Below are 15,714 nucleotides of genomic sequence, written 5' to 3'. Positions count from 1 at the left end.
GCGCTTTCAGTTCGCCTTCTTCGGCGGTGTCGGCGCCATGGCATCGGGGAGCGGGGCGACCGGGACACCGTCATCGACGAGCTTGCGGCTCTCTTCCGGCGTGGTCTCGCCATAGATCAGGCGTTCCGGCTTGTCGCCCGCATGCATCGCCCGGGCCTCGCGGGCGAAATCACCGCCGACATAGTCGTAATTCTTGCGGATATGCGCCTTCACCCGGTCGGCAAGATCGCGGAACTGTGCCTCAGGAGACGCCGCCTCGCGCTTGCGGGAAGTCGAGACAGCCGGCGCCATGAGCGCCTTGTGCACGTCGCTGGATCCGCATTCGGGGCATTGCACCAGATCGCGTTCGATCTGGTCGTCGCAGGCATCGGAATTGGAGAACCAGGCCTCGAATTCATGGTCCCGGTCACAGCGCAGCGCATAGCGGATCATGTCGGCGACGGCATGTCCGGACCGGTGAGATCACGGTCATGTTCCAGGGCGGGAATGCGGCGGCGGGCCTCGGCGACCTTGTCGAGATCGATCCGCGCACTCAGCACGCCCGGCTCGGCATCCTTGCGGACCGCAACCACCTCGCCCCAGGGGCCGATGATCATCGAATGGCCCCAGGTCTTGCGGCCATCCTCATGCAGACCCGACTGCGCCGGCGCGATGACATAGCTGCCCGTCTCGATCGCCCGCGCCCGCAGCAGCACTTCCCAGTGCGCGCGCCCGGTCGGCCGGGTGAAGGCGGCCGGAACGGTCAGGATCTGGGCGCCCGCCTTGGCCAGCCGCCGGTAGAGATAGGCGAAGCGCACATCATAGCAGATCGAAAGGCCCAGCCGGGCGCCGGCGGTATCGGCCACGACCAGCCGGTCGCCGGGCGCGTAATTGTCACTTTCCCGGTAGGTCTCGCCCTTGCCCAGGCCGACATCGAACATGTGCGCCTTGTCGTAGGTCGCCAGCAAAGCGCCATCGGGGCCGAACAGGAAGCTGCGGTTTGCCGCCCGGCCGTCCGGCGTGCGCACGGCGAGCGAGCCGATCAGCAGGGTGATGCCCAGTTCGCGCGCCAGGGCCGAGAAGGCCGGCAGGGCCGGTTCGGTCTCCGGCGCGTGCAGCACCTTGAAGGCTTCTGCGGCATTCTTCTGCACGAGATGCGTGGTTTCCGGCGTGGCGACAAGCTGCGCGCCGGTGGCCGCCGCATCCCGGATCAGGCGGATGGCGTCCTTGATGTTCGCTTCGGGGTCGATCCCCGAGCGCATCTGCACGAGGGCAATGTCGAGTTGGCTCATCAGGCCGCGAGCATATCATCCAGCTTGCCGGCCCGTTCAAGAGCCATCATGTCGTCGCAGCCGCCGATATGGATATCGCCGACGAAAATCTGCGGGAAGGTGCGCCCGCCGTTCGAGCGCTGGATCATCTCGTTGCGCCTGGCCTGATCGAAGCCGGCATCGATCTCGTTGAACGCCACACCCTTCTGCTTCAGCAGGGATACGGCGCGGGCACAATAGCCACACATAGGGCGTGTATAGATTGTCACTTCGGCCATCAAACTACTCCATTACGGGCCAACCGCTGCGGGCGGACGGCCGGAAAATGCGTTCTGCCTATCTAGATAGTGGGATCGGTGGACCTGACAACGCGGCACAGTGTCATAACCGATACATGCGTAGCACCCGCCCGCTTCAGCGTCCGGGCACAGGCCGTCGCTGTCGCACCCGTGGTGAAGACATCGTCGACCAGCACCATGCGGCGCCCCTCGACATGGCTGCGATCCGGCACATGGAAGGCGCCCGCGACATTGCGCTTGCGCGAACGGGCGCTCTGCCCGGCCTGGCTGGGAGTCGCCCGCCGGCGCAGCAGCCAGCCGGTTTCCATCGGCACACCGGACAGCCGGGCCATCGCCGCAGCCAGCAGGGCCGACTGGTTGTAACGGCGCGCCAGAAGGCGCCGCCAGTGCAGCGGCACTGGCAGGATGGCGTCGGCACCGTCAAGGCCGTCACCGCCCGCCGCGATCATCCAGCGGGCGAACTGGTCGATCATCTCGCGCCGGCTGCCATGCTTGAAGCCCAGGACCAGCGGCCGTGAGGCATCATCATACGCCAATGGGGCACGGACGAGGTCGTAAACGGGCTGTTTTGCAACACACAGGGCGCACAATGTTGCAGATGTGGACGCGCTGCCGCCGGGATAGGGAAAGGGCAAACCGCACACGCCGCACAAGGGCGCATCCAGAAAGGTCAGCCGCGCCCAGCCCGCCGCCTGCAGCCGGCCGCTGGCATCGACAGCACGGCCCGTTACCGGGCAGACCGGCGGCCAGGCCAGGTCGGCCAGACGGCTGGCAATCGCGCCAATCACACACCTGCCCCCTTTTCCCGGCGGCCCTTAGACGGCATATCCCGCACCATGAATTCCGACACGCCACCCCGCCTTTTCGACCGGACCCTGCTGCGCACGCGCCGCAACCGAGCTGCGGCACGCCTGGCAGATTACAACTTTCTCGTGCGGCGCGCATTCGACGATATCTGCGACCGGGTGGAGAGTGTCACGCGGGACTTCGAACGCGCCGCCATACTGGGCGGCGGACCGGGTCTGGCCGACGAGCTGATGGCGCGCCCCGCCGGCGGCAAGATCGGCTGGCTGACCAGCGCAGACCTGTCGCCGCAAGTGGCCGCAACGCTGGACCGCCCGGCCCTGGCGCTCGATGAAGAGGCCCTGCCCTTTGCCGAGGAAAGCCTGGATCTCGTCCTGGCGCCCTGGGGACTGCACTGGACCAACGACCTGCCCGGCGTGCTGGTACAGATCAATCACGCCCTCAAGCCGGACGGTTTCTTTGCTGCGTCGATGCTGGGCGGGTCGACCCTGAACGAGCTGCGGCGCTGCCTGATGACGGCGGAGAGCGAGCTGACCGGCGGTGCCGGTGCACGGGTTTCGCCCTATGCCGGCACGTTCGACATGGCTGCGCTGATGCAGCGGGCCGGTTTTGCCATGCCGGTTGCGGATATCGACCGGGTGACCGTGCGCTACAACAATGTCTTCGCGCTGATGGCCGATCTGCGCGGCATGGGTGAGACCTCGATCCTTGCCGACCGGCCCCGGAACCCGGCCTCCCGCGCGCTCTTCATGCGGACGGCAGAGCTCTACGCACAGAAGTTTGCCGACGAGGACGGCCGCATCCGGGCAAGCTTCGAGATCGTGCATGCTGCAGGCTGGGCCCCGCACCCGGATCAGCCCAAGCCGAAACGCCCCGGTTCCGCGACACACCGGCTGGCAGACGCGCTGGGCGTTCCGGAACAGTCGCTGGGAGAAAAGGCCGGCCGCTAGAAGGGCGCAGAGGCCTGGTCAAGCATGTCCATGATGGCCGGACCGATCAGGGTCAGGCCGCCGATGATCATGATCGAGATCAACGCGGCGATGATCGAGTACTCAATCGCCGTTGCGCCGCCCGTATCGTCGCAAAAAGCGGACAGGCGCCGGATCAGAGCCGGTCGCGAATTTCCGCGGCGAGCGACCGGTCCGCCGGCGAGAGCTGGTACTCGCCCAGCTTTTCCTTGCGGACCCAGGCGATCTCCTGCCCTTCCAGCGGACGGGCGAACCCGTCCCAGGTGCGGCACAGGAAGAGCGGCATCACGATGTGAAAGGTTTCGTAGGGATGGGATACGAAGGCGAAGGGATGCAGGCATCGCTCGCATGGCTCCACTCCCAATTCCTCACGGAGCTCCCGGACAACGGTCTGCTCCGGCGTTTCCCCGGGCTCGATCTTGCCGCCGGGAAACTCCCAATACCCCGCCATCGGTTTGCCTTCGGGCCGTCTGGCGATGAGGATCCGACCATCCGGGTCCAGCAAGGCACAGGCGGCGACATGGATCACCGGTTTGGGGCCACCAGCCGACATCGTGCGTGAACTCCTTTAAGATCGGGTGCAGAAACGCGGTGAATACCGGCTTAACCCGGCTCGTCGGGACTGTCGTCCTCGCCGGGCAGATCGCCGTCATGAGCGTCCGGCCCGGCATAGATGTCCGGCTCCTCCCCCGGCTGGGGCTCGATAACGATTTCCGGCCGTTCGATCTGTGCATCGGCCCGCAACCCGTCGATCAGCGCTTCCAGCTGATCGAAGGTGTAGAAGCGCACGATATTGGGCCGCAACGCCTCGATCGAGGGCGGCGGCTGGCGGCGGCGGTCGACCACTTTGAGCAAATGCCAGCCAAACTCGCTGCGGAAGGGCTCGGACACTTCACCCTCGGGTGTCGAGAAGGCCACGGAGCCGAAGGCGGGCAGAATGCCCTCGCGGGTGAAATAGCCCAGATCGCCGCCTTCCAGGCGTGTTGCCTGGTCCTGGCTCATCGCCACGGCAAGCTCGGCAAAATCCCGCCCCTCGGCCAGCAGCTGCGCGATGGCATCGGCCTCGGCGCGCGTGTCGACAAGGATGTGACGCGCGCGCACTTCCTCGCCGAGCGGGATCAGGCGGATCTGTTCGCGATAGATGCGCTGGATGGTTTCCTCGGTGACCGCATCGGCCAGCGCCGTCTCGACCAGCACATTGCCCAGGATACGCTCCTCGGCCAGCGCCATGCGGCGGCGCGCTTCCTCGGACTGGTGCAGGCCGCGCCGGCGCGCTTCCAGTGCCAGCAGGCGCTGATCGACCAGCTCGTCCAGCACCCGTTCGAACTCGACCTCACCCGGTTGCAGTGCCACCTCGTCATCGCCCGATTGCGAACGGGCTTCACGCTCGACATCGGACCGGCGGATCACTGTCCCGTCGACCCGGGCGACCACCGGATCGGCCTCGTCCGGTGCGATGCGCACCGCAGGCTCCACCCCCGGTTCCGCTGTCCGGCGCGGCTCCGGGCCACAGCCCGCGAGGCTCGCAGAGATCAACAACAGTCCTACAAAAAACCGCAGAATGGCCACGCTGACAGTCCTTTACGGGAATATGCCGCATGGCAGGCGCCGCGCGGCTTGATTGACACCCATCCCCCCCATCCTTAAGTCACCCTGACGTTTCAAAGCAATGTTGGCGTCTCCGGCGAGAGGGACGGACTCGAGCGCCGGACGCCGGTCCAGTTGTACGCAAAGCCAGAACACATGCTGTCTATAGCCCGCAAGATCTTCGGAACCGAGAACGACCGCAAACTTCGCCGCATGCGGCCGATGGTCGAAAAGATCAACGCCCTGGAGCCCGACTTCCAGGCACTCTCCGACGACGCCCTGAAGGGCAAGACCGCGGAATTCCGCGAAAGGCTCGACAAGGGCGAAAAGCTGGACGACCTGCTGCCGGAGGCGTTTGCCGCCGTACGCGAGGCCGCCAAGCGCGCTCTGGGCCTTCGCCCGTATGACGTGCAGCTGATGGGCGGCATGGTGCTGCACGAAGGCTCCATCGCCGAGATGAAGACCGGTGAGGGCAAGACGCTGGTCGCCACCCTGCCGACCTATCTCAATGCGCTGACCGGCAAGGGCGTGCACATCGTCACCGTCAACGACTACCTCGCCACACGTGACGCCGAATGGATGGGCCGCGTCTTCGCCCAGCTGGGCATGACCACCGGCGTGATCGCCCACGGCATGACCGATCCGGAACGCCGCCAGGCCTATGCCTGCGACATCACCTACGGCACCAATAACGAGCTCGGCTTCGACTATCTGCGCGACAACATGAAGTACACGGTCGACGAGATGGTGCAGCGCGGCCACGGCTTCGCCATCGTCGACGAGGTCGACTCCATCCTGATCGACGAGGCGCGCACGCCGCTGATCATTTCCGGCCGCACCGAAGACCGGACCGAGTTCTACCAGACGATCGACCAGCTGATCCCGCTTCTCGACGAGGATTGCTACGAGATCGACGAGAAGGCCCGCTCGATCCTGTTGACCGAAGAGGGCAATGAGAAGATCGAGGAGCTGCTCAAGGCCCGCGATCTCCTCAAGGAAGATGCCGACCTCTACGACGTCGAGAACATCGCGACGGTCCACCACGTCAACCAGGCGCTCAAGGCGCACAAGCTGTTCGTGAAGGACAAGGACTACATCATCAAGGACAATGGCGTTGTCCTGATCGACGAGTTCACCGGGCGCATGATGCCGGGACGCCGCCTGTCCGACGGCCTGCACCAGGCCATCGAGGCCAAGGAAGGCACGGACATCCAGCCGGAAAACCAGACCCTCGCCTCGGTCACCTTCCAGAATTACTTCCGCCTCTACGACAAGCTGGCGGGCATGACCGGTACGGCCCTCACCGAGGCCGACGAGTTCATGGACATCTACAAGCTGGGCGTGGTCGAGATTCCGACCAACCGGCCGATCGCCCGCGTGGACGAGGAAGACGAGGTCTACCGCACGGCGAAAGAGAAGTACGACGCCGCGATTGCCGATATCGAGGATTGCGTGAAGCGCGGCCAGCCTGTGCTGGTCGGCACGGCCTCGATCGAGAAATCCGAACTGCTGTCGGACATCCTGACCAAGCGCAAGATCAAGCACCAGGTGCTCAATGCGCGCTATCACGAGCAGGAAGCCTACATCATTGCCGATGCCGGCGTGCCGGGCGCGATCACCATCGCGACCAACATGGCCGGCCGCGGTACGGACATCCAGCTCGGCGGCAATGTGGAAATGCGCCTTGGCGCCTGGCTGAGCGAGCAGAAGGAACTCGGCAAGGAACCGACCGAGACCGAGATCGCCCGCGAAAAGGACAAGATCGCGGCCGACGTCGCCGAGAAGAAGAAGCAGGCCCTCGATGCCGGCGGTCTCTACGTGCTGGGCACGGAGCGCCATGAAAGCCGGCGGATCGACAATCAGCTGCGCGGCCGGACCGGCCGCCAGGGCGATCCGGGCCGCTCGAAATTCTACATCTCCGTGCAGGACGATCTTCTGCGCATTTTCGCGCCGGAGCGGCTGGACGGCATCATGCGCACGCTGGGCATGAAGGAAGGCGAGGCCATCCAGCACCCGTGGATGTCCAAGGCGCTGGAAACCTCCCAGAGGAAGGTCGAACAGCGCAATTTCGATATCCGCAAGAACGTCCTCAAGTACGATGACGTCATGAACGACCAGCGCAAGGCCGTGTTCGAGCAGCGTATCGAGTTCATGACGTCCGACGACGTCTCCGACGTCATCAAGGATATGCGCCAGCAGACGGCCGAAGACCTTGTCGAGGCCCACATTCCGCCGAAGGCCTATGCCGACCAGTGGGATGTCGAGGGTCTGACCAATGAGGTGAAGGATACGTTCGGCCTCGACCTGCCGATCGCCGACTGGGCGGCCGAGGAAGGCATTGCCGACGAGGAGATCCTGGAGCGCATCGTCGACACGGCCGACAAGGCTTATGCCGAAAAGGCGGTCAATGCCGGTCCGGACCTGATGCGGCGGATCGAGAAGTCGATCCTGCTCCAGGCCATCGACATCAACTGGCGCGAGCACCTGCAGAATCTCGACGCCATGCGCGCCATGATCGGCCTGCGTTCCTACGCCCAGCGCAACCCGCTGAACGAGTTCAAGACCGAGGCCTTCTCGCTGTTCGAGCGCATGATGGACAATCTGCGCGGCGAAGTGACCCGTCAGCTGATGCTGATCCGCTTCGAACGCGCCCCGGCTCCGCCGCAGGCGCCGCGGGACATCCAGGCCAGCCATATCGACGCGACGACCGGCCGCAACGAGATGGACGGGCCTGACCGCGAGCCGGTCGCCCCGCGCCCCACATCTCCCGGCCCGGCAGCTGTCGATCCGAACCGTCCGGAGACCTGGGGCCGCGTTGCACGCAACCAGCTCTGCCCGTGCGGCTCCGGCAAGAAGTACAAGCATTGCCACGGCGCGATCGGTCAGGCCTCGGCCTGATCCTCCATGAGCGCCGCATCGGACTTTCCCCGTCTTCGCCCGGCCCGGCCGGGTGAAGACGAGGCGCTGTCCCGCCTGTGTCTGAGATCCAAAGCCTATTGGGGATATGACGCGGCCTTCATGGCCGCCGTCTCGCCCTATCTCAAGGTCACACCCGAAGCGATCGAGGCGGGCTACACCACCGTCGCCGAGGCTGAGGACGGCACGCTCCTCGGCGTCTGCCAGATCGATCCGGACGGGCATGGCGGCACGCTGGACCTCTTGTTCATTGCTCCGGAAGCGATCGGCTCCGGCGTCGGACGCGCCCTGTTCGAGAGCGCCAAGGACCAGCTGCGCGCACGGGGCGACACGGTGATGACCATCCTGTCGGACCCCTATGCCGAGCCCGCCTATCTGCATATGGGCGCCCGCCGGGTCGCCATGCGCCCCTCCGACGTGTTCAAGGGCCGCGAACTGCCCTGGCTGGAAGTGGCGCTCTAGCCGCCATCGACGACATCGCGGACAGTGACAGCGAGCGCCTCACCCACCAAAACTGCCCCCGTACTGTCTGCAAGATGATTGTCGTCATAGTAGAGAGGACGACCATCTCGAACGAAGTCGCAACGGCGCGTGCCAGTCGTGTCGCAAAGAACCGTCGATGGGCGAAAATGGGTGAGATGTTCCGCCTCGATACCTTCAAAAACCGCTCTGACGCTTTCCGTTCTGCTTAGATAGACATCGTAGGATGTCGATTGCTCACAATTCGGGACATCAAAGCGGAGGCATTTGGACAGTCGGACCGAAGCATTCCATCCCACTTCCGGAATGGGATGAACCAGAACGACATTGAACTCCTCGGCAAGGTCGGAAAGCTGAGTCGCATATGCAGACAGAACCCTAGCCTGGCGCGCAGGATCATCAACGGACGACATTGTGGGCCACTGATCCAAGGTGTCGACGTAGAAAGGCGGGCCATATTCAACGCCGCCCTCCTGATTGTCGAAACGCGTCCCAAGCACGTAGATGGGAAAGCGGGAGGTCAGAATCAGCGTCCGGGCACCGATCTGCCGGGCGTAGGCTAGCATAGCCCGATTGTAGCCTGAGCATTGCTCATGTTGGCGTTGATCTACGCGGAAGAACCCTTCAAGCCCCACACATCCACTCATCGACACGGCATAGGAACTGATCCCCATGCCCTGCAATGCCAATTGCGTCTGGTAACTCAGCTCCAGCGAATGGCTGTCTCCGATGAAGACCACATCGGCACGACCGTCCTCCATGAAAGCCGCGCACGGGGCGACCGGATGATTCCAGTCTTCATGCGTTGGCTCGAAGTGGCAATCTTCGCGGAGCGGGTTACCGTCCGATGCAAAAGCCGCCGCTGCAGCTGCATCTGCGGGAATACGCCAAGGTAAACCATCATAAGCGCTTCCGGCTATACCGAAGACGACGGTCCCCGCGATCGCCAGCGCGCTAGAGCCTGCCAGCGCCGGCCCTATTGAAAAAGCGAACTTCCTGCGTCTAAAGGGTTGCTCGACCCAGAGCCAAGTTGCTACCGCCAATGCGAATGACATCAAGATCAGCCCGAACATGGCCAACGGCCCGGGCGGGTCAAGCAAGCGCAGACGGGCAAAGGCAAAAACCGGTTGATGCCAGAGATAGAGGCTATAGCTAACGAGACCTACGCCTACGAACGCAGAAGAACCCAGTAATCGCCCGGCTATGTTTTCCTGGGACGCAAAGGCTAGAACGAGTGCAGTGCCCAGAACGGGCATGACAGTGTAGAGACTGGGGAAAGGCGTCTGCTCGTTATAGACAAAAATCGATGCAAATATAAGCGCCAACCCAATGAGTGACATGGCGGAGCTGGGCGTTATAGGCCGCTCCCGCATGATGAACGCGAGTCCCGCGCCCACAAGAAGCTCCCACGCCCGGGACAGCGGCAGATAGAAGTTCGCTGTCGCGTGCTCGCGCCATCCCCACTCAGCGATTGCTAAGCTCACGGCCGCGCCCGCCAGGATCAGCCAAAGCGTATAGCGACGCGCGAACACCCAGACAAGAAAGAGGAACACGGGAAACCCAATATAAAACTGTTCCTCGACCGCGAGACTCCACATGTGAAGCATCGGCTGCTCTTCAGCGACTGGGGAAAAGTAATTGTTGGTTTTCCAGAAATATATATTTGAAGCGAATAGCGCGACCGAAATTATACTCTCCGAAAAATTCTCCAGTTCTGCGGGGTTCATCACCGCCAAGCCGGCGAATATTGAGCAAAGAACCACCACGAAAAGTGCCGGAAATATCCGTCTCGCCCGCCGCGCATAAAAATCCAGCAGGCTGAACCGGTCTTGCGCGAGGCCCTCCAAAAGAAGAAACGTGATCAGATAGCCGCTTATCACGAAGAATACGTCGACGCCTACAAAACCTCCTGAAAACAGATCATAACCGGCGTGAAAGAATAACACCGGAAGAACCGCAACAGCTCGCAGCCCGTCGATCTCGCGCCGATACATCATTTGTCGCCCCCCAAAAACACCCGCCCCTCAGGATAGGCGTGTCTACCACGCCATCACGATGCAATCCCGCCGAAAGCGGACGACCGAACAATGGCCATTGGATTAGCCACCACACACATCCCGACGATCTTGTTACTCTATGGGTTGGTGAATTCAAACACGGCCAGATGACAACCTAAGGCGGGTACTGGAAGACGTCTTCCAGGCCCACGCCGAAAATCCGGGCAATCTTGAAGGCGACCTCGAGCGAGGGCGAGTATTTGCCCTGCTCGATCGCGATGACGGTCTGCCGGGTGACGCCGACCTTCTCGGCCAGCTCGGCCTGGGTCATCTCATTGGTGTGAAAACGCAGCGTGCGGATCTGGTTGGTGATGGGCGTTGATTTTGCCATGCGTCACACCTCCCCGCGATAGGCGAACAGCTTGACGCCGATCGAGACCACGCCGGCGAGCATGCCGCCGACGAAGAGCGTCTGGGCGATCCAGAAGCTGTGCACATCCAGCACCAGCATCACCAGGGCGGCGAAGGCGACGGCATGCATGGCATGACCGCCCCAGGCATCGCCGCGCCGCTCGATGTCGCGATCCCGCTCGTCATCGATGATGCCGTCGGCCTTGCGCACAGCCGGGTCCGAGATCGCCATACGGACGGCAGAGATCACCAGGAGGACGATGAATATCCCCATCGCGATCGCCATCGGCCACTTCCAGGCAACATCGTCCAGCGGCACCTGGCCGATCTGTGGCACGATCCGGACCAGATACCAGCCCAGGGCCAGAACGCCTCCGGCCAGCGCCGCCAGATTGATCTTTTCCATGAAAGACATGCGCTACACTCCCTGGCGATAGCCGATCAGGCAGGCGACCGACTTGACGATCTCGCCGGCGACCAGGGCCAGCAGGACCAGGTTGGCGATCCAGAACACCGAAAATCCGGCCAGGGCCAGAACCAGCGATCCGCCGGCACCGGCCGAGACGACATAGCCCGCGATCTGGTCGCTGCGCATTGAAATCAGCTGATCGCGTTCGTCGGCCGGCGCGTCTGCATCCTTCGGCGCGGTCGAGCTGACGATGATCGTGCCGACAATCATCACGACGATCAGCAGCACGATGGTACTGATCATGTGACCCGCGCTCAGGACGGCCTCGCCGGCGAGCGCCGCCTTGGCGGTATTCCCGAAATACATCCCGTAGATCAGCACATTGGCGATCAGGGTCAGAACCGCGATTTTTTCACGGAAAGACATGTCAAACACTCCAGTCTTGATGTCGATTATCTTTGACATCGATGGATGTAAGATATCGCCGACCTGATGTCAAATTTTTCTTACTTTATGTCGCAAAAAGATGACCCGGCATGCGGGTCATCTCATGAAATCAGCCTTTTACGAGGTCACCGGCCAGGGCCTGCTCGATCAGGGCGATGGTTTCCGTGACGCCATAGATCGCCACGAAGGACCCGAAGCGCGGGCCCTGGGACTGGCCGAGGAGGACTTCGTAGAGCCCCTTGAACCAGTCGCGCAGATTGTCGAAGTCCTGGGTCTTGCCGGCGGCATAGACCTCGTCCTGGATCTTCGCGGCGTCGCGTTCGCCGGCATCCATGGCTTTCAGACGCTGCAGGAGGTCCTCCATCGCGGCCCGCTCGATATCGGTGGGCGCACGGAAGGCCTTGGTCGGCTCCACGAAATCCGCGAAGTACTGCACGGCGAAGCTTGCCAGATGGTCCAGCAGCGGATGCGTCTGCGGCCTCGCCCCGTCGACATAGCGGCCGATGAAGCCCCACATCACATCGCTGGAATGTGCACTGGCAGCCGAAGCCAGATTGAGCAGCAACGCGAAGGATATCGGCGAGGTCTCCGACGGCGGATTGCCGGTATGGATGTGCCAGGCCGGGTTTTCCAGCTGCTGGGCCTCATCCTGGCCGGGATAGGCCGCCAGATGCTGGAGATACTCGTCCACCGCCTTGGGAATGACATCGAAATACAGCCGCTTGGCCGTCTTCGGCTTGACGAAATTATAATAGGCCAGGCTCTCCTGCGGGGCATATTTCAGCCAGTCCTCGACCGACAGGCCATTGCCCTTCGACTTGGAGATCTTCTCGCCCTTCTGGTCGAGGAAGAGCTCGTAGACGAACTGCGTCGGCGGCTCGGCGCCAAGGATCTTGCAGATGCGCGAATAGATCGGCGCATTGGTCTGGTGGTCCTTGCCGAACATCTCGAAGTCGACACCCAGGGCTGCCCAGCGCATGCCGAAATCCGGCTTCCACTGCAGCTTCACCTGGCCGCCCTTCACCGAAAGGGTCGTCTCGGTGCCGTCCTCATCGTCGAAGGTGACCGTGCCGGCCTTCGCATCGACCGACTTCATCGGCACGTAGAGCACGCGCCCGGTCTTCGGCGAGACCGGCAGGACCGGCGAATAGGTCGCCTGGCGCTCGGCCCCCAGCGTCGGCAGCATCACCTGCATGATCTCGTCATACTTTTCGAGCGCCCGGACAAGAATGTCGTCATAGGCCCCGGAGCGGTAGAGCTCGGTCGCCGACTTGAACGCGTAGGTGAAGCCGAAACTGTCGAGAAAGCCGCGCAGGCGCGCATTCATGTGGGCGCCATAGCTGTCATGCGTACCGAAAGGATCCGGCACCACGGTCAGCGGCTCCTGAAGATGTTCGGCCAGCATCGCCTGATTGGGCAGGTTCTCCGGCACCTTGCGCATGCCGTCCATGTCGTCGGACACGCAGATCAGCTTCGGCTCGTAGGCGCCACCGGTCAGCACGTCGAAAGCGTGCAGCACCATCGTGGTGCGCACGACCTCGCCGAACGTGCCCATGTGCGGCAGGCCCGACGGCCCGTAGCCGGTCTCGAACACAACCGGCCCGGATTTTCGGCCGAGCTTGTCCAGACGCTTTTTCAGCAGGCGCGCTTGTTCAAACGGCCAGGCTTTCGCGTTTTGGGCAAGATCGGAGATCATCGGATCGGTCTTTCTGTTCTTGGAGTGCGGAAAAGCTGGCGAGGTAGAGGGGAAGCGCCAGAGCGTCAAGCCACACAGGCCGATCATGGTATTTCGTGCACCCCCCCTTTTATCGCGGGTCACGCTCGACGGGCAGAGGATTGCCGTACAGGTTCAGCACGGCCCGCCCCGGTTCAGGCCCGACGATCAGTTCGATCGGAGCCTCCCGGCAGAAGAAGTGGCGCGCCGACTGGGCGAACAGGCGCTGCGGTGGCTGCTGCGGCAGTTGCAGGCGCAACACGCCGTCGGCGTCAGCTTCAACGATCACGGTATCGCCGGACTCCAACACCCATCGCCCTCCGGCCGCCGAAATCATCTCCGGGGTCACGGGAATACCCGATCGTGCACCCTCCAGAGCACCTGCCTGCGGAGTGGCCGGCCAGGCGTCCAATGTCGTGCCCGAGACGAAGACGACACCCGGTGCATCCTCACGCGGCCGGATATGGGTCAAACTGTCCGGACGGAACAGGACGCCGTCTGCCGTCACGGCGAGTTCCTGCCAACGCCCACCGCCCAGATTATAGCGCGCGCCATCCTCGACATGGATCTGCAGCACGCGGCCATCATCCAGCACATACCGCCCTTCCAGACCGGCGAGTTCCGCATCAGGTACGAGCGCTGCTGTCAGCTCCGGCAGGGGAAAGCCCGCCAGAACAGCAAGCGCCCGCCGTGCCATGGCCGTGGTGTTGGGGCGGTAGTATCCATTCGACAGAACCGCGACCGCACGATCGCTGTCGGGCAGCATCAGCCATGCGGCCTGGAAGCCGTTGATCGAGCCATTGTGCCAGATGACGCGCTCACCCATGAGCGTGCCGACATTGAAGCCCAGCCCGTAGCCGAAGCCTTCACCGTCAGGCCCCGTGATCTCTCGCCATGCGCGCTCTTGCCAGGCAGGCGGCAGGAGCGTGTTGTTCATCAAGGCCCGGGTGAGACGGACCATGTCAGCCGCCGAGACCATCAGAGCCCCGGCCGCGTAGGCGTGCGAGGTGTCGAAGGTGATCGTGTTGAGCACACGTTCGCCGTCATGATCATAACCCCGCGCCCGGCGCGGCAGGATGCGGGACTGGCGGTCATAGTGGGAGTCCGTCATGCCAAGCGGTGCGAATATGTCGTCTTCGATGATGTCGCCATAGGCACGCCCCTGCGGATCGGTCACTTCCAGCACGCGCCCCAGCAGAACGTAGTTGAAGTTGGAATAGCTCCACGCCTGGCCCGGCTCGAACATGGGTTCGGCACCACGCATGCGGTCGATGATTTCGCCCGGCGTTGTCGGGTTGCGCATGATCGAGGGCGTGTCCGGCAAGCGGAAGTGATCCGGCAGGCCGGATGTATGCGACATCAGCTCGGCAAGGGTCGGCCGACCCAGTGTTTCATCGAGGCCGGGAAGATATGATCCGACCGGCCGGTCGAGATCCAGCGTGCCGTCTGCAGCTCGCTGGAGGATTGCCAGGGCCGCTATCGGCTTGGTGATCGATCCGATACGGAAGCTCGTATCGACAGTTGCCGGCACGCCCCATTCCACATCGGCCAGACCCGCCGCCGACAGCAGAACCAGACGATCCCCCTCCAGGGCCATCATTGCGGCACCGGGCTCGTCACCGCCATAGGCGCGCTCAAGCATCAGTTCCAGTCGCGCAGCGGCATCGCGCCCAACCGGATCGTGCGACGCCAAGACGTCCCGTGCGAGCACGGCGCAAAGGATAGCCGCGCCGGCGAGGCCGGCAGCGAGAACAAGAATTGGGCGGAGCATCATGCGCTCTCCTCCGTTCCGGCTGCCAGCGCACCGGCCCGCTGATCAGACAAGCGCTGGATCAGCGACCGCCGCGCCAGTGCGGCCTCCATTGCGAGCAGGCCTGCTTCCAGGTCGATACCGATTTCGTCCCACAGGGCCTGGTAGACCGCTTCGAACTCCCCCATCACAGCCACCGCCCGCGCGACAGTGGACTTCGCCGCATCGCCGATCCCGTAAATCGTGCGTCGGGCGTCATCCGGGTCAGGCCTGGACGTGAAAATGCCTCGCGCCACGCCGGGCTTCACCCGGCTTTCAATCACCTGGCGGGAATGCCCGATATGCTCGGCCAGCTGGGTCGAGGTCATCGGGCCTCTCGCATTGAGCGCCAGCACAATCGAAAGCCAGCGCGCGTCGAGCGCGATGCCGAGCACGTCGAATGCCTCGACACCCTGATCGCCAACAAGCTGTGATGCGCGAAACAGGATCGCGCCGAACTGCGGTTCTCGCGGGGCCATTGCCACCTCCATTTATGCAAATTTTTGCGCAAATGGAGGTGGCTGCGCAAGTTACGGATCGGCCACGTTTCGCGTCATCGCCGCAATTCGGCCCGTTTGCATCCGAAATGATGCCATGTGCTGTGCCTAGCCTCTTGAAGCGGGCGGGGAGCCATGCGTTAGTG

The 15,714-nt window shown here is 63.3% G+C and carries 17 protein-coding genes; 3 read left to right on the top strand and 14 right to left on the bottom strand.

Annotated elements, in window-relative coordinates:
- Positions 1–6 precede the first annotated feature (6 nt).
- From ABJO18_RS08190 to ABJO18_RS08175, 4 genes are all read right to left on the bottom strand, one after another.
- Positions 7–432 (bottom strand): DUF1178 family protein, encoded by a 426-nt coding sequence (locus tag ABJO18_RS08190; RefSeq protein ID WP_348507526.1) that lies wholly within the window; start codon positions 430–432, stop codon positions 7–9.
- A complete protein-coding gene (locus tag ABJO18_RS08185) occupies positions 429–1,271 on the bottom strand; it encodes a carbon-nitrogen hydrolase family protein (protein WP_348507525.1) in 843 nt (280 codons plus the stop codon). Before ABJO18_RS08185 ends, ABJO18_RS08190 begins: the two co-directional genes overlap by 4 nt.
- Entirely contained in the window at positions 1,271–1,528 is a 258-nt protein-coding gene (grxC, locus tag ABJO18_RS08180) for a glutaredoxin 3 (RefSeq protein ID WP_348507524.1), read from the bottom strand. The genes ABJO18_RS08185 and grxC overlap by 1 nt, the downstream gene beginning before the upstream one ends.
- Positions 1,529–1,590: 62 nt before the next feature.
- Entirely contained in the window at positions 1,591–2,337 is a 747-nt protein-coding gene (locus tag ABJO18_RS08175; protein WP_348507523.1) for a ComF family protein, read from the bottom strand.
- A 48-nt stretch (positions 2,338–2,385) separates the two neighbouring features.
- On the opposite strand from ABJO18_RS08175, the gene ABJO18_RS08170 reads away from it, so the two are divergent.
- On the top strand, positions 2,386–3,303 hold the full coding sequence (locus tag ABJO18_RS08170; protein ID WP_348507522.1) for a methyltransferase domain-containing protein: 918 nt from the start codon (positions 2,386–2,388) through the stop codon (positions 3,301–3,303).
- Here ABJO18_RS08170 and ABJO18_RS08165 read toward each other — a convergent pair.
- From ABJO18_RS08165 to ABJO18_RS08155, 3 genes are read right to left on the bottom strand one after another with little or no spacing between them, the layout of a single operon-like run.
- Entirely contained in the window at positions 3,300–3,449 is a 150-nt protein-coding gene (locus tag ABJO18_RS08165; protein ID WP_348507546.1) for a Flp family type IVb pilin, read from the bottom strand. The genes ABJO18_RS08170 and ABJO18_RS08165 overlap by 4 nt on opposite strands.
- A gap of 8 nt (positions 3,450–3,457) precedes the next feature.
- On the bottom strand, positions 3,458–3,874 hold the full coding sequence (mutT, locus tag ABJO18_RS08160; protein ID WP_348507521.1) for an 8-oxo-dGTP diphosphatase MutT: 417 nt from the start codon (positions 3,872–3,874) through the stop codon (positions 3,458–3,460).
- A gap of 50 nt (positions 3,875–3,924) precedes the next feature.
- Complete coding sequence (locus tag ABJO18_RS08155; protein ID WP_348507520.1) at positions 3,925–4,785, bottom strand: peptidylprolyl isomerase; 861 nt, start codon at positions 4,783–4,785, stop codon at positions 3,925–3,927.
- 279 nt (positions 4,786–5,064) lie between these two features.
- On the opposite strand from ABJO18_RS08155, the gene secA reads away from it, so the two are divergent.
- Together secA and ABJO18_RS08145 are read left to right on the top strand one after the other, a co-directional pair.
- Positions 5,065–7,806 (top strand): preprotein translocase subunit SecA, encoded by a 2,742-nt coding sequence (secA, locus tag ABJO18_RS08150; RefSeq protein ID WP_348507519.1) that lies wholly within the window; start codon positions 5,065–5,067, stop codon positions 7,804–7,806.
- 6 nt (positions 7,807–7,812) lie between these two features.
- A complete protein-coding gene (locus ABJO18_RS08145) occupies positions 7,813–8,286 on the top strand; it encodes a GNAT family N-acetyltransferase (RefSeq protein WP_348507518.1) in 474 nt (157 codons plus the stop codon).
- Here ABJO18_RS08145 and ABJO18_RS08140 read toward each other — a convergent pair.
- From ABJO18_RS08140 to ABJO18_RS08110, 7 genes are all read right to left on the bottom strand, one after another.
- Positions 8,283–10,301, bottom strand: a complete 2,019-nt coding sequence (locus ABJO18_RS08140; protein WP_348507517.1) for an acyltransferase family protein — start codon at positions 10,299–10,301, stop codon at positions 8,283–8,285. The genes ABJO18_RS08145 and ABJO18_RS08140 overlap by 4 nt on opposite strands.
- Positions 10,302–10,476: 175 nt before the next feature.
- The gene (locus ABJO18_RS08135) at positions 10,477–10,692 is read right to left on the bottom strand and encodes a helix-turn-helix transcriptional regulator (protein WP_348507516.1); all 216 of its coding nucleotides are present in this window, start codon (positions 10,690–10,692) and stop codon (positions 10,477–10,479) included.
- Positions 10,693–10,695: 3 nt separating this feature from the next.
- Positions 10,696–11,127 (bottom strand): hypothetical protein, encoded by a 432-nt coding sequence (locus ABJO18_RS08130; protein ID WP_348507515.1) that lies wholly within the window; start codon positions 11,125–11,127, stop codon positions 10,696–10,698.
- A 3-nt stretch (positions 11,128–11,130) separates the two neighbouring features.
- Positions 11,131–11,547 carry a hypothetical protein gene (locus ABJO18_RS08125; protein WP_348507514.1) on the bottom strand — a complete coding sequence of 139 codons (417 nt, stop codon included), beginning with the start codon at positions 11,545–11,547 and terminating at the stop codon, positions 11,131–11,133.
- A 130-nt stretch (positions 11,548–11,677) separates the two neighbouring features.
- A complete protein-coding gene (locus ABJO18_RS08120) occupies positions 11,678–13,264 on the bottom strand; it encodes a lysine--tRNA ligase (RefSeq protein WP_348507513.1) in 1,587 nt (528 codons plus the stop codon).
- A 109-nt stretch (positions 13,265–13,373) separates the two neighbouring features.
- Positions 13,374–15,056: a serine hydrolase domain-containing protein gene (locus ABJO18_RS08115; protein ID WP_348507512.1), complete on the bottom strand. Its 1,683-nt coding sequence runs from the start codon at positions 15,054–15,056 to the stop codon at positions 13,374–13,376.
- Positions 15,053–15,550: a MarR family winged helix-turn-helix transcriptional regulator gene (locus tag ABJO18_RS08110; protein WP_348507511.1), complete on the bottom strand. Its 498-nt coding sequence runs from the start codon at positions 15,548–15,550 to the stop codon at positions 15,053–15,055. Before ABJO18_RS08110 ends, ABJO18_RS08115 begins: the two co-directional genes overlap by 4 nt.
- Positions 15,551–15,714 lie beyond the last annotated feature (164 nt).

The organism is Maricaulis sp., assembly GCF_039978735.1.
Classification (GTDB): domain Bacteria; phylum Pseudomonadota; class Alphaproteobacteria; order Caulobacterales; family Maricaulaceae; genus Maricaulis.
This window is presented reverse-complemented; position numbering and strand designations above follow the sequence as displayed.